Below are 14,079 nucleotides of genomic sequence, written 5' to 3' on the forward strand. Positions count from 1 at the left end.
GTCAATTGAGCAGCCCACATTAGCTTGTTTGCGCCGAACCTGTCAACCCGTTTGACATTCCGCCGTCGGCCCCGGGCAAACGCCTGTCGACGGTTAACGAATGGCAGCGACCCGGGAGCGACCCTCGGCCATTTGCGTGAGAAACGCCAGCGATTTGACGGGGCGGCTGAGATGCTGCCGAAGCATCGAGAAAATAGCCCGTCCGCCCTCCTGAAGGGTCTGCGCCCCGAAACGGAACCCTTCGAACAGGGTCGGGGGCGACTGCAGGGCGCGCGCCAGACTGCCCAGAGTCAACGGCGAGAGCAGCTGAACATCTCCCTGGCCGGCGCAGTCCGGACACAGCCCCCCGCCGGACGCGGCGGCAAAAGCCACCGTTTCGGAGCGCAGCGGCACGCCGCACTTGCAGCACTGCAGAAGACGAGGCTCGTAACCGGCAAGGCTCAGCAGACGCAGTTCGAACAGCAAGCGGGCTTCGTCCGAACCCCCATGGCGGGTAACGTGGTCAAGAAAAGCGATCAGCAGATGGTAGACGCCGGACTGGGGGCCGGATTCACCCATCAGGTTTTCGACCAGTTCGCAGCCGTAGGCGGCCAGGGCCAGGGCCAGCAGATCGTGCCGCAGACCGTTGCGCAGATCGACGAGTTCCGCCTCCTGCACGGAAACCAGCTCCCCGCCGCGCGGCGCCTGCCAGCGGATACGGACGGACGAAAACGGCTCCAGCGCCGCGCCAAAACGTTTCCGGCTCTTGCGCGCCTGCCGTGCAAAACCCTTTACAAGACCCTGATCGAGGCTGAAAAACGTCACAATGCGGTCCGCCTCACCATAGTCCAGGTGATGCAGCACCACGGCATCCGAACAACAGGTTTCCATACGCCAGCGTACCTCCAGAACAACCACCGGCCACAATGCAGTAACCATCCGGAATCTCCGAATGGTTACTGCATGCCATAAACTCCCGGCTTCACATGCCACCCTGCAGAAACGGCAGAAACAAGGTCGCCGTGCCGAAATAAATCAGAATGCCCGTGATATCATTGGCGGTCTGGACAAATGGGCTCGACGCAATGGCAGGGTCGATGCCAACCCGTTTGAAAAAACTCGGTGCCAGCACCCCCATGGTCGCCGCCACGGTCATTGCCGAAACCATGGCCAGCCCCACCACCATCCCCAGGTAGATATTGTGATGCCAGAGGTAGGCGACCAGCCCGACGGTCAGTCCACAGACCGCCCCCATGATGATACCGACGCGCAGTTCCTTGAAAAACACCTTGCGCAAACTGGAAAAATCGATGTTGCCGGTGGCGAACCCCCGCACCACAATGGTCGCCGACTGGCCGCCGACATTGCCGCCCATGCCGGTGATGACCGGGATGAAGGAAATCAGGGCGATGACCGACTCCAGGGTCAGCTTGAAAGTCCACATCAGGTATCCGGTGACAATGCCGCCGAACAGGTTGGTGATCAGCCACGGCAGCCTCAGGCGCGCTACCTTGAAGGACTTGTGACCGTAAAGCAGCTCCTCTTCGCTGGCGCCAGCCATGATGTAGATATCCTCGGTGGCCTCCTCGCGCAGCACGTCGATGACATCGTCGACAGTAATCAGGCCGACCAGCTTGTTCCACTCGTCCACTACCGGCAGGGCCAGAAGGTTGTAACGTTCGACCAGTTGCGCCACCTCCTCCTGGTCCTTGTCGGTGCGCACGCTGATCACATCGGCGACCATGATCTCCTTGAGCCGTGTGGCAGGAGACACCATCAGCAGCTGCCGCAGGGACAGCACGCCGACCAGGTGATTGTGCCGGTCGACGACATATACGTAAAACACCATCTCCACATCGGCGGCCTGCTGCAGGGCTTCGATGGCCTGCTGGACGGTGGTATCCTCGGGCAGACAGAAAAATTCCGTCGACATGATGCCGCCGGCGGTGTCTTCGTCGTATTTCAGCAGTTGCTCGATCTCATCCGAATGCTCATCCTTCATGGTACTGAGGATTTCCTCGGCGATCTGCTCAGGCATGTTGCGGATGATTTCAACGGCGTCGTCGTAGGGCATCTCCTGAAGAACTTCGGTGATGGCCTCCTGACCGATCTTTTCCAGCAGCTGGGCGCCACTGACATAGTCAAGTTCCGACAGCACGCTGGCCGCGGTTTCGGTGTCGTCGATGAGGTTGAACAGCGTCTGCTGTTCCTTGGGCGTCAGATGGGGGAAAAGATGGGCGATATCGGCGGGATGCGTTTTACCGATAACCTTTGTCAGGTTGGGATAAGCTCCGCGCCGGATCAGTTTCTTGACGGTATCCAGAAGAAGCTGCAGCTTCTGATCCATGGCGTTCCCCTCTCATGCGGTAAAATACGAAACACATGAGACTAACACCCGGAATTATCCGCTGTCAACAGCCCTTCACGGCCCCCGGGATTCTCCCGGAGAAACCACGGCACCGCCCGTGGTTTCCGCCTTCTGGACAGATTCGAAAACAAACTTCCAGTCGCGGTAACTGCTCGCCCTGGAAAACTCCTCATAGCCGGCGGGGAATCCGTCGCGCCGGAAAGGCCGGCCATGATCGGTGGAGACAACGCCGAGAATGGCGCCGGTCGTATCGCGAATCAGCTCGAAGGGCCTGCCGGTCATGGGATCGGCATAGGGCCGCCGCAGATGGCGGCGCACCTTCAGGGCACGCTGATCGGCAAGCAATTCATCCACCTGTTTCGGATAGATGCCCCAGGCATGGTGAAAACTTTCTATGGCGCGGCGATATTGATCGCCGCGAAACAGCAGCTCTTGTTCTCGGTCACGCTGCAGGATATGCTTCCAGCTGTTACCGGCCGTCCCCGCCGTCAACCCCAGGATCACCAGGGCCGCCAGCACCATCAGAAGGGTGCTGCCAGTCTGACCGCCCACCGGAGGGTATTCCATGCCCGGGCCTTTCACAAGAGCCGCACCGCGAATCATCAACCCGACAGTGCGGCCTGCATTGACAAAAACCGCCTATTTGCGCTGCCAGTTGCCACCACCGGATTCAATGTACCAACCGGAAGCGGCCTGGGCCCGCCAGGATTCAGCGAAAATCTCCTGCACCTGGGCGGGGGTAGCGGTACGATTGGGGTTTTTATTGATCTCGCCGGCAATCTCGCTGTAAAGCCGCAGGCGATCCTGGTTTTCGGCATTTACCAGGCGCTGTACGCTGCTGCGGCCACGCAGGTCCAGCCCTTCGAGGGTCCTGACCTTGAGCAGACCGTCACGCCCGATGCCGACCTGCCCTCCATCAAGATAGGACCGCAACTCCGCGGTGCGCTGCTTCATGGCATCCTTGATGGCCCGGATCTGCGGGGTGCTGATATTGATATCCGCGCCATTGACTCCTTCGGCGGCCCAGGCACTGGCGGGGCCGATACTGAACGGCAGCAGGCTGGTGGGGCCGGTTTCGGGAGACGCTGCCGGATTGGACGGCGCCGGCTGCTGATCGCCTTCGCCCCAGACCTCGTTGACGATGCGGTCGGCGGCGCTGCGCACTTCTTCCGCGGGAAAATAGATATTGATGGTCACGCACGCCGCCATCAGCCAGACAATCGCCATGGAACAGACCAAGGAACGCTTTTTCATAGACCCTCTCCCGATTGGATATTCAGTGCTTCCTCATGTCGCTTCACTATATCGCCGCTTGCGGACAAAATCAATCACCGCCCCTGCCGGCACGGTCGAGGCGTTGAAGGCGCCGCAGCATCTCCCGGAAGGAGATGGGTTGTGCCGGAGCCAGTATATCGATCTTCGGAGGCAGCAAGCCGCCATCGACCAGGTAACGTTCGCTGCCGGGGCGGGCAACGCCGCGCAGGGTAAAAACATCTTCCGCGAGTTCGCAGCGGACGCCGATACGGCGGTAGCGGTAAAAATCGATAAAACGATAGACGCCCCGCGACAGGGCGGCGGACAGGCCGCCCTGGCTGAGAATCGACAGATTGTTCAATGCCTTGACGCTGATATTGCGGCGTCCGTCGAGACGGGTTTGAAGCTGCCCGGTAAAATGCGAAGGGGTCGTGCCGTACAGACGCAGGCCGTCGAGTCGCCCGTCAACCACCCCATTGACAGCACCAAAAGCAAAAGTCCGGGTCAGCCTGTACAGATCGATGCCGGCAAAGGTTATATCCGCCTGCAGCTGGGGCAGTCCCAGGGAAAAAGGATCGAGTTGCAGATTGCGCATGCGCAGTTCGCCGTCAAAAGCCTTTAGCAGAACCTCGCCGTCGGAGCGCAACACGCCGCCGACGTAACTGATGCGTCCCAGGTCGGCGTTGACCTCACCCTCCATGGGCACCATGCCGAGGTCGGCCGTCAGGGTCTGTAAATCGATGCTTTCCATGCGGATCTCGGACAGCAGTTGCGGACCGCTTTCCGCATAGCCAGCCTGCAACTGGCGGATGCCAACCTTGCCGCCTCCCAGGTTCAGCTCCAGCGGCGCCGACAGAAGCATCCGGTTGGTGCTCACGGCCAACGGCACCGTTGCTTCCGTCAGTCGCACCGGACCCCAGGCCAGTCGATCGATATCCAGGCGGGCGCGGCGCAGGGGCACATCCCGCAGGCGACCGGCAGGCAGGGCCAGATCCAGGGGAATGAGGCCGCGGACCCCCTGCGCGGAAAGCCTGGCCCGTGGCCAGTCGGCGGACAGATCCCGCAGCCGGCAGGTTCCCGCCAGCCGCCACTGCCCCGGCTCGCCATCCAGGGCAAAACGCACCTCGGCCCCACCATGGAGGTCGAGATCGGCCAGCACCGGGCGCAGTTCACGCAGCAGAACGCGGCCATTGCCGTTCCAGGCGGTGTTCAGATCGTCTATTTGGATACGGCCCTGCATAGACAGCCGCGCCTTATGTCGCTGTCCCTCGCCCCGGATCACGACGAGACTGCCCGCGTCGAGTTTCAGATCGATCAGCTCCAGGCGTGCCAACCGGGGATCCCATCCGGCGAACACCCTGAAATCGAGGGGCAGATCGCGCAATTCGCCGTACCAGGCTCCCCACAGGGCTTCTTCCACCGCAACCCGGCCATGCAGAAGCATTTCTGTTGGGGAGGTTCGATCGGCGCGGCAGATCCGCCCTTCCAGATGCAGTCGCCCTCCTGTCAGGCCGGCAAGGCCGTCGGGCCGCATCCACTCCAGAGGTCCGAAATCCAGGTCGCCGATGCGCGCATCCCAGCCGCCGTCAGGTCGCACAACAGCATCGAAGCGGGCTCGCAGATCCCCCTCGCCGCCTTGCCGGTGCACAACGCGGCCGCGCAGATGGCAGGAAGAAAAAGCGAGTCGTCCATCCTCCGCCAGCAAGCGGCCCTTCAACACCACCGTCCGCAGCCCGCCATGAAGGGTCGCGACCCGATCAGCCTGCAACAGGGCCTCGGCCGTCCATCCCCGGCGGTCACGTTGCAGGGTCGCCTCGCCAGTCAGTCCCTGCGCATCCTGCAGCCATGCCGGCCGGCGCGCTGGAGGCAACAGCCGGCGCAAACGGGACCACGAAACGGGCCCTGCGGCCACCTGCATCTGGTCCGACGTGCCGTTGAGTGTTGCCAGCTTCCCGCCGGCGAGGCTGGCAACCGCATCGACACGCCACTGCCGAGGCGATCTTGCCAGCTGCCCCTGCAGCGTCAGCTCAGAAACATCCAGCAGTGCGCCGGGACGCGGCCTCTTGCCCGGGCCACCGCGCACTGCAAAAAAAACAGCGGGAGCCTCGCCGGAGAGCTCGCCGCGGGCTTCCAGGCGCACCGCACCGGCCACCGGTGCCGGCACGCGACCAAGGATGCGCTCCTGCAACGCCACCGGATCCGTCACCGTCAGCGTGAGGTTCCCCCGCCGGCCGTCGGGACCAGCCTCAAACGCCAGTTCGCCTGTCGTCTCCGGGTCCAGAACAAAGTTGCCGCCGCCCCGCCAGAGCCCATCGCCTTTGGTGACATCCAGTGTCAGCGACGCCAGCGGCAATGCCAGCTTGGGCCACCGCACCAGTCCGGGTCCCAAACGCAGCCGGGCAGCGAGACCAGTCGGGCGCCAATCGGCACAGACACGCACATCATCCACCGCAAAATCCAGCTCGTCAGGCAGCGGCAGAGCCAGGGAGAGCGCCTCCAGCCACACCTGCACATCGCCGCGCGATATGCGGCCAAAGGCAACGGAAAACTGTAACTGCCCCTTGCCGCGCCCGGCGGGCAGGGACAACAGCACCGGCTTTCGCAACAGCGACCGACCCTGCCAGTTCAGAACGGACAACGCCAACCGGATACCGTCATGCCAGCGCCCGGTGCCGCGGCTTTCCATCGGAATCGCATCGCGACCCCGCAGGCTGGCAGACAGAACAAAAGCGAAGGCAGCCTCGCCATGCATCGAGAAAGAGATATCCTGCATTACAAGGGGATGTCCGGCGTGAAGATAGGCCAAAGAGCCGCCGCGCACCGTCAACCGGCCGATGGTCAGCGGCGGCTCCGCGGGAATGCCGAACACTTCGTTCGAGGCAGGGGAAGGAATCACCTCAAGCCGGGGATTCAGGATTTCGACGGCGGGCAGGTGTCTGCGCAGCAGGCCGGCCAAAGAGGGAATCACCCGCAGGCGATCCAGGGAGAAGCGGTATCGGTCCACGCGCGCCACGCGCAGGCCTGCCAGGTTCAGGCCGCCGTCTTGCCAGACCAGTCGCTCCGCCTGGACCTCGGCTTGCAGGCGGGAAGTGGCATATCTCTGCAGGCAGGGCCGCGCGATGCCGTCGAGAAACCGGTCGGAAACAAGCAGCCTCCAGCCCAGCAGCCCCAGGCAAAGAGCCGCCAGCAGAAGCCCTCCCGACAGCAACAATTTGCGACCAAGCGATCTCATGGGCGGCCTCGGCGGCTACAAGATAATGCCGGCAGAAAAACCGTGACGGATGCGGCATCATCCTTCACGATGAATCAGTGAGCCTCGCTCCAGCTGCGTCCGACGCCCAGGTCGACCAGCAGCGGCACGTCGAGTGATGCGGCCTGTTCCATTTCCCGACGCACCAGTTTCTCCATGGCGGCCTGCTCGGCAGTCGGCACGTCGAATATCAGCTCATCGTGGACCTGCAGCACCATCCGCGCCTGCAGTCGCTGCTGCTGCAGTTCCCGGAAAATACGCACCATGGCCACCTTGATGATATCCGCGGCCGAACCCTGAATCGGATAATTGATGGCGTTGCGTTCGGCATAGCCGCGCATCACACCGTTTTTGCTGGTGATTTCCGGGACCGCGCAACGCCGGCCCAGCAGGGTGGTGACGTAGAGCTTTTCGCGGGCCTCGCTCTTTTTGGCCTCCATGAACTCGAGGACCTTCGGGTAACGGGAAAAATAATTGTCGATATAGGTCTGGGCCTCCGCGCGGCCGATGCCGAGGGCTTTGGCCAGACCGAAGGCGCTCATGCCGTAGAGCACCCCGAAATTGATGGTCTTGGCCTGGCGACGCATCTCCGGTGTCACCATCTCCAGAAACACACCGAAAATCTCGCTGGCGGTGCGGGAATGGATATCCTCGCCACGCGCGAAGCTTTCCTTGAGGGCCGGCTCGTCGGCCATGTGGGCCAGAATCCGCAACTCCACCTGGGAATAGTCGGCCGCCAGCAGCACATTGCCCTCGGCCGGCACAAAGGCTTCGCGGATGCGGCGGCCCTCTTCGGTGCGGATGGGAATATTCTGCAGATTGGGATCGCTGGACGAAAGCCGGCCGGTGGCCGTAACTGCCTGGTTGAAGGACGTATGGATGCGCCCGGTCTCCGGATGGATCAATCTGGGCAGAGCATCACAATAGGTATTTTTAAGCTTGGCCAGCGAACGGAAATCGAGCACCCGTGCCGCAATAGCGTGTTCTTCGGCCAGTTGCGAGAGCACCTCGACATCCGTCGACCAGCCGGTTTTGGTTTTTTTGCCGCGCGGCAGCTTGAGTTCCTCGAACAGCACTTCACCAAGCTGCCTGGGAGAGCTGACGTTGAAGGCACGGCCGGCCATCTGGTGGATTTCCTGTTCCAGATCGGCCAGGCGCACCTCCATATCCGCCGACAGTCCTTTGAGAAAACCGGCATCGATGCGCACACCCTGCCATTCCATGTCAGCCAGCACCGTCACCAGCGGCAGTTCCACCTCACGGAACAGCGCATCCTGGTGCGTCTCAAGCAGCAGCGGCTCCAGCTTGTCGGCCAGGCGCAGGGTGATATCCGCGTCTTCGGTAGCGTACACCGTCGCCTTTTCCACGGCGACTTCCGCAAAACCGATGCGGTTTTTGCCCGTGCCGGTCACCTCGGCATAACTGATGGTGCGGTATCCGAGGAGGTCCGCGGCCAGGGTATCGAGACCATGGGATTTGGCGGCGGGAGTGGCCAGGTAGGAAGCAACCATGGTATCGCAGCTCAGCCCGGCCACCTCGACGCCGGCGCGACGCAGCGCCAGCATGTCGTATTTGGCGTTCTGCGCGACTTTCGCCAGCTGTGGATCGGCCAGCAAGGGCCGCAGCTTCTCCAGCACCAGATCGCGATCGAGCTGTTCTGGCGCCCCCGGATAACGATGTCCGAGGGGAATGTACCAGCCCTCGCCGGGCCTGATGGCAAAAGACAGCCCGACCAGATCGGCACGCACAGCGTCAAGGCTGGTGGTTTCCGTATCAAACGCGAAGCGGGCGGCTTTTTTCAGGCTGTCCACAAGCGCATCGAGTTGCGCGCCGCTCAGAACCGCCCTGTATTTCTCGCCGCTGGCGCGCTCATCACTGGAGAATTCCTGCAGCAGCTTGTGAAATTCGAGTTCCTTGAACAAAGCCGTCAGAGCCTCGCGATCCGGCTCGTCGAGACTGAAATTATCGTAATCGACCGCCAGCGGCAGATCATCCACCAGGGTTACCAGCTGCCTGGACAATCGCGCCTGATCGGCGAATTGACGCAGATTTTCCTGCCGCTTTTTGCCCGACACCTGATCGATGTTGGCCAGCAGGTTTTCCAGGGTGCCGAATTGCAGGATGAGGTCCCGGGCGGTCTTCTCGCCAATCCCCGGCACCCCGGGGACGTTGTCGGAGCTGTCCCCTGCCAGGGACTGTACCTCCACCACCTTGTCGGGGGCGCCGCCAAACCGTTGCGCGACCTCGGCCAGTCCCGTCACCTGATCCTTCATGGTATCAAGCAACCGCACCTGCTCGTTGACAATCTGCATCAGGTCCTTGTCGCCGGTCACCACCGTAACCTCCATGCCCCGTTCGGCAAAGCGCCGCGCCAGGGTAGCGATGATGTCGTCGGCTTCGTAGCCGGCCAGTTCCAGGGCCGGCATCTTGAAGGCTCGTACAACCTGCTTGATGAGGGGAATCTGGGATTGCAGATCTTCCGGCATGGCGGAACGGTTGGCTTTGTACTGCGGATAGATATCCTTGCGAAAAGACGGACCTTTGGCGTCGAACACCACCGCCAGGTGATCGGGCCGCTCCTCCCGCACCACCTTCAGGAGCATATTGGTGAAGCCGAACACGGCGTTGGTCGCCATCCCCCTGGAATTGGACAACTGGCGAATGGCATAATAGGCACGGTAAATATAGGAAGATCCGTCGATGAGATAAATACGCTGACGCTGGTCGGTCATAAGGTTCCTGATCCTGAAATCGAATGATAAGAATTTTCAACGTGATATCGTTCCTAACAGTATCTCACGCATCGTCAAAAAGCAATGTGTCGCCGATGCGCGGCACCCACCGAAACACCTCTGCGCCACGGTTGACAAGCGACGCCTAAATGATTAGGTTGCCCTTTATATCCCGACACCACACAAGGAGACCTCACCATGACTGACGACCGGGACAAAATGGAAGACGATCATGAAAAAACCATAGAGGCCGATTTTGCCGCAGAGGATACTCCGGAGCCCGCCGAGACGGAAAAACCGAAAGATGGCCTGGTGGTTGCCTCCGACGTTCTGCCGCCCACCCTGCCGATCATCCCCCTGCGTCCAAGGCCGGCATTCCCCGGCATTCTGACGCCGATGGTGTTTACCGGCGACAAGCACATCGCCATGGCAAGGCGCGCGGTCGAGACATCCTCCAAAATGATGGGACTGGTGCTGGTCAAGGAGGTCGAGGAACCGGACAGCCCCGACAACCTGCATCGCTTCGGGGTGGTCGGACGCATCATGAAGGTGCTGCACTCCGACGACGACAGCATCCATCTGCTGGTCAACTGTCTGGAACGTTTCAGCATTCGGGAACTGAGCGAGTCGAAAAGAGGGCTGTTTGCCTGGGTTGACTACCACTACGCGGCGGAACTGTCGGTCAACCCGGAACTGAGAGCCTACTCCATGGCCATCATCAGCGCCCTGAAGGAACTGGTGCAGATCAACCCGCTGTACAGCGAAGAAATCAAGATGTTCCTCAACCGCCAGAGCATGGACGACCCTGGCCGGCTGACCGATTTTGCCGCCAACCTGACTTCGGGCGACGGGCAACTGCTGCAGGATATCCTCGAAACCATCGACGTGCGCAAGCGCATCGACAAGGTTCTGGTGTTGCTGAAGAAGGAGCTGGAAGTATCGCGACTGCAAACCAAGATTTCCAAGCAGATCGAACAGAAGGTCAGCGCTCAGCAGCGCGAGTTTTTCCTGCGCGAACAGCTCAAGGCCATTAAAAAGGAACTCGGTCTTGAAAAAGAAGGCAAGGTCAGCGAAATCGAGAAGTTTGAAAAGCGCCTCGAAAACCTGACCTTGAGCGAAGAGGCGGAAAAAACCATCCACGAGGAAATCGAAAAGATGCGGCTCATCGAGCCGTCCTCGCCGGAATACAACGTCTCGCGCAACTACCTGGACTGGCTGACCATTCTGCCCTGGGGCAAGCACAGCAAGGACAACTACAATATCGAGCGGGCGCGGCGTATCCTCGATCGCGACCATTACGGCCTCAAGGACGTCAAGGACCGGATCCTCGAATTTATCGCCGTCGGCAAGCTCAAGGGGGATATTTCCGGCTCGATCCTGTGCCTGGTAGGTCCACCGGGAGTGGGCAAAACCTCCATAGGCAAGAGTATCGCCGCCGCCCTGAACCGCACCTTTTACCGGTTCTCGCTCGGCGGCATGCGCGATGAAGCCGAGATCAAGGGACATCGCCGCACCTATATCGGCGCCATGCCGGGACGTTTCATCCAGGCCATGAAGAGCGCCGGCACCGCCAACCCGGTGCTGATGCTCGACGAGATCGACAAGATCGGCGCTTCTTTTCAGGGCGACCCCGCCTCGGCGCTGCTCGAAGTCCTCGACCCGGAGCAGAACAGCTCCTTCCGCGACCATTACCTGGACGTGCCCTTCGACCTGTCCAACGTGCTGTTCGTGGCCACCGCCAACCAGCTTGACACCATCCCCGCGCCGCTGCTGGACCGCATGGAGATCATCCGCCTGGCCGGCTATATCCTTGAAGAGAAGATGGAGATCGCGCGGCGTTACCTGATCCCGAAAGCCCTGGAAAACCACGGCCTGGACAAGGGCCAGGTGACCATTCGCAAGGACGCCCTGCACACCATCATCGACGGCTACGCCCGCGAAGCCGGGGTGCGTAGTCTGGAAAACCGCATCAAGAAAATCATGCGCTACGCCGCCATGGAGTTTTCCCAGGGACACGCCGACAAAATCACCGTCGGCAAGAAAGACGTGGAGGCGATTCTCGGCAAGCCGGTGTTCACCGAAGAGGAAGTGTTCGAGGATGTTCCGGGCGTGGTTACCGGACTGGCCTGGACCAGCATGGGCGGCGCCACCCTGCAGATCGAAGCCACCGCCATGCCGAGCAGTGGCAAAGGCTTCAAGCAGACCGGCCAGCTCGGCAAGGTCATGATCGAAAGCTCCGATATCGCCTATTCCTACGTCATGGCCCACCTGGAGGAATACGGCGTCGACCCGGAATTTTTCGACAAGCACTTCGTGCACCTGCACGTACCGGCCGGCGCCACCCCCAAGGACGGCCCGTCGGCGGGCGTCACCATGGCCACCGCGCTGCTGTCCATGATCACCGGCAGGCCGGTGATCAAAAAACTCGGCATGACCGGCGAACTGACGCTGACCGGCAAGGTGCTGCCCATCGGCGGCGTCAAGGAGAAGATCATCGCCGTCAAACGCATCGGACTTGACACCGTGATTCTTCCGGAGGCCAACCGCAAGGATTTCGAGGAGCTTCCCGAACATCTGCAGGAAGGGCTGAAGGTGCACTTCGCGCGGGATTACCGCGATGTCTACAAGGTCGCTTTCGCAGGTGCCTGAAGTCTGCAAGGCACCGTTACCACCAACCCGAACCCATTATCAGGCACGACCAAGGAGCCGCATTACCCATGACCGTCGATCAGATCAAACAGGCCGTATTCAACCTGACCCCGGAACAAAAAAAGGCCTTTATCCTCGAAACCCTGCCCGACCTCGCCCGTGACGCCATGCAGGACGGCACCTTTCTGCTGCAGCTGTTCCCGGTATTCATGGGCATCCTCAAGGACAGCGGCATCGAGCTGTCCCAGCTGCTGCAACTGGCCGGCGCCATGCAGGGCAACCGGTGATTTTCACCATTGACGCCTTTGCCGCAAGCTGTTAGTTTACGGCACTATGCAAACCATGACTGTCCAGAACATCCTGACCGACCGCCTTTGGTGGCGCCCGACCGATTCTCTCTCCGGTTCGCGCGCCTGCCATCGGTAACAAGCGTCGCGGACCCCCGGTCCGCGGAAAACCACACGAGCAAAAGCCGCGGGCGCAAGACCGCGGCTTTTTTTATGCCACGCAGTGCAGAGAAATACAGGCCGAAAGCCGACTCGGCTCTTCCGCCGTTCCCCTGTCATTGCCACCAATCGACGAGGTACACTCCATGCGCGTTCTTTCCGGCATTCAGCCTTCCGGTTCCCTGCATCTTGGCAACTATTTCGGCATGATGAAGAAAATGATCGACTACCAGCAGCACCACGAGCTGTTCTGCTTCATCGCCAACTACCACGCCATGACCAGCGTGCCCGACGGCAAAGCCCTCGCCACCGGCACCCTGGAAGCCGCCGCCAACTTCCTGGCCCTGGGCCTGGATCCCGATAAAAGCGTATTCTGGGTGCAGTCCGACGTGCCTGAGGTGCAGGAGCTGACCTGGGTGCTGTCCAACTTCACCCCCATGGGTCTGCTGGAACGCTGCCACAGTTACAAGGACAAGGTGGCCAAGGGCATCGCCCCGAACCACGGACTGTTCGCCTATCCGGTGCTGATGGCGGCGGACATTCTGCTGTTTGGGGGAGAGCTGGTGCCGGTGGGCAAGGACCAGAAGCAGCACCTCGAAGTCGCGCGGGACATCGCCATCAAATTCAATAACGAACACGGCGAAGTGCTGGTGGTCCCAGAACCGGATATCGACGACGAAATCGCCACCATCCCCGGACTCGACGGCCAGAAAATGAGCAAAAGCTACAAAAACACCATCGACCTTTTTCTGGAGGAAAAGGCCCTGCGCAAGCAGGTGATGCGCATTGTCACCGATCCGACCCCGGTGGAGGATCCCAAGGATCCCGACAAGTGCAATGTCTTTCAGATCTATCGCCTGTTTCTGGACAAGCAGCAGGAGCAGGCCCTGCGCCAGCGCTACCTGGCTGGCGGGCTTGGCTACGGCGAGGTCAAGCAGGAACTGTTCGAAACGGTGCGGGATTTTTTCGCGCCTTTTGCGCAACGCCGGGAGGAACTGCTGGGCGACAAGGATCAGCTCCGGGCCATTCTGGCCGAAGGGGCACAAAAAGCCCGCGGGGCCGCATCGAAGATCATGCGCAAGGTGCGCAAGAAAACCGGCCTGGCGTATTGAAACCAAGGTGCCGAGTAACGGGTGGTCCGCACTCCCTTTGCCTTTCTGCTATAGTTTAGGCTACCATGAAGGTGTGATCGGGAACCGAATCGCCAGGCGACAAGGAGGCACCATGACCCTCTACCGCAAATGGTACTGCACCTGCACCGGCAAACCGGTTGAGCTGACCAGGGAGGAAATTCTCGACGATGAGCCGGCCGAACCCGCCTGTGAATTTTGCGGAGCAACGCCGTCCTCGGATCCAAAAAAAACCATCGTCTACCGCGACGAGGAGAGCTGGGACGACTGA

General features: G+C 61.0%; 10 protein-coding genes. 4 read left to right on the top strand and 6 right to left on the bottom strand.

What is annotated here, in order from left to right:
- Positions 1–93 precede the first annotated feature (93 nt).
- From recO to polA, 6 genes are all read right to left on the bottom strand, one after another.
- Positions 94–918, bottom strand: a complete 825-nt coding sequence (gene recO, locus A6070_RS12835; RefSeq protein WP_083558485.1) for a DNA repair protein RecO — start codon at positions 916–918, stop codon at positions 94–96.
- A 43-nt stretch (positions 919–961) separates the two neighbouring features.
- Positions 962–2,326 carry a magnesium transporter gene (mgtE, locus tag A6070_RS12840; RefSeq protein WP_072286147.1) on the bottom strand — a complete coding sequence of 455 codons (1,365 nt, stop codon included), beginning with the start codon at positions 2,324–2,326 and terminating at the stop codon, positions 962–964.
- 75 nt (positions 2,327–2,401) lie between these two features.
- The gene (locus tag A6070_RS12845; RefSeq protein ID WP_072288006.1) at positions 2,402–2,914 is read right to left on the bottom strand and encodes a type II secretion system protein; all 513 of its coding nucleotides are present in this window, start codon (positions 2,912–2,914) and stop codon (positions 2,402–2,404) included.
- A gap of 72 nt (positions 2,915–2,986) precedes the next feature.
- The gene (locus tag A6070_RS12850; RefSeq protein WP_072286148.1) at positions 2,987–3,601 is read right to left on the bottom strand and encodes a DUF1318 domain-containing protein; all 615 of its coding nucleotides are present in this window, start codon (positions 3,599–3,601) and stop codon (positions 2,987–2,989) included.
- Between the two features lie 70 nt (positions 3,602–3,671).
- On the bottom strand, positions 3,672–6,833 hold the full coding sequence (locus A6070_RS12855; RefSeq protein WP_072286149.1) for a hypothetical protein: 3,162 nt from the start codon (positions 6,831–6,833) through the stop codon (positions 3,672–3,674).
- A gap of 74 nt (positions 6,834–6,907) precedes the next feature.
- Complete coding sequence (polA, locus tag A6070_RS12860; RefSeq protein ID WP_072286150.1) at positions 6,908–9,583, bottom strand: DNA polymerase I; 2,676 nt, start codon at positions 9,581–9,583, stop codon at positions 6,908–6,910.
- A gap of 198 nt (positions 9,584–9,781) precedes the next feature.
- On the opposite strand from polA, the gene lon reads away from it, so the two are divergent.
- The 4 genes from lon (at position 9,782) to A6070_RS15635 (ending at position 14,079) form a co-directional block, all read left to right on the top strand.
- Positions 9,782–12,232, top strand: a complete 2,451-nt coding sequence (gene lon / locus A6070_RS12865) for an endopeptidase La (protein ID WP_083558488.1) — start codon at positions 9,782–9,784, stop codon at positions 12,230–12,232.
- A gap of 68 nt (positions 12,233–12,300) precedes the next feature.
- Entirely contained in the window at positions 12,301–12,519 is a 219-nt protein-coding gene (locus tag A6070_RS12870) for a hypothetical protein (protein WP_072286151.1), read from the top strand.
- Between the two features lie 305 nt (positions 12,520–12,824).
- Positions 12,825–13,790 carry a tryptophan--tRNA ligase gene (trpS, locus tag A6070_RS12875; RefSeq protein WP_072286152.1) on the top strand — a complete coding sequence of 322 codons (966 nt, stop codon included), beginning with the start codon at positions 12,825–12,827 and terminating at the stop codon, positions 13,788–13,790.
- A 112-nt stretch (positions 13,791–13,902) separates the two neighbouring features.
- Entirely contained in the window at positions 13,903–14,079 is a 177-nt protein-coding gene (locus A6070_RS15635; RefSeq protein ID WP_158513977.1) for a hypothetical protein, read from the top strand.

It is taken from the genome of Syntrophotalea acetylenica (assembly GCF_001888165.1).
Lineage (GTDB): Bacteria > Desulfobacterota > Desulfuromonadia > Desulfuromonadales > Syntrophotaleaceae > Syntrophotalea > Syntrophotalea acetylenica.

Excerpts from the sequence above, each read along its gene's own strand:
- A6070_RS15635 (WP_158513977.1), top strand. The coding sequence starts at position 13,903 with ATGACCCTCTACCGCAAATGGTACTGCACCTGCACCGGCAAACCGGTT.
- A6070_RS12870 (WP_072286151.1), top strand. The coding sequence starts at position 12,301 with ATGACCGTCGATCAGATCAAACAGGCCGTATTCAACCTGACCCCGGAA.
- recO (WP_083558485.1), bottom strand. The coding sequence starts at position 918 with ATGGTTACTGCATTGTGGCCGGTGGTTGTTCTGGAGGTACGCTGGCGT.
- A6070_RS12855 (WP_072286149.1), bottom strand. The coding sequence starts at position 6,833 with ATGAGATCGCTTGGTCGCAAATTGTTGCTGTCGGGAGGGCTTCTGCTG.
- polA (WP_072286150.1), bottom strand. The coding sequence starts at position 9,583 with ATGACCGACCAGCGTCAGCGTATTTATCTCATCGACGGATCTTCCTAT.
- mgtE (WP_072286147.1), bottom strand. The coding sequence starts at position 2,326 with ATGGATCAGAAGCTGCAGCTTCTTCTGGATACCGTCAAGAAACTGATC.
- A6070_RS12845 (WP_072288006.1), bottom strand. The coding sequence starts at position 2,914 with ATGGAATACCCTCCGGTGGGCGGTCAGACTGGCAGCACCCTTCTGATG.
- lon (WP_083558488.1), top strand. The coding sequence starts at position 9,782 with ATGACTGACGACCGGGACAAAATGGAAGACGATCATGAAAAAACCATA.
- A6070_RS12850 (WP_072286148.1), bottom strand. The coding sequence starts at position 3,601 with ATGAAAAAGCGTTCCTTGGTCTGTTCCATGGCGATTGTCTGGCTGATG.
- trpS (WP_072286152.1), top strand. The coding sequence starts at position 12,825 with ATGCGCGTTCTTTCCGGCATTCAGCCTTCCGGTTCCCTGCATCTTGGC.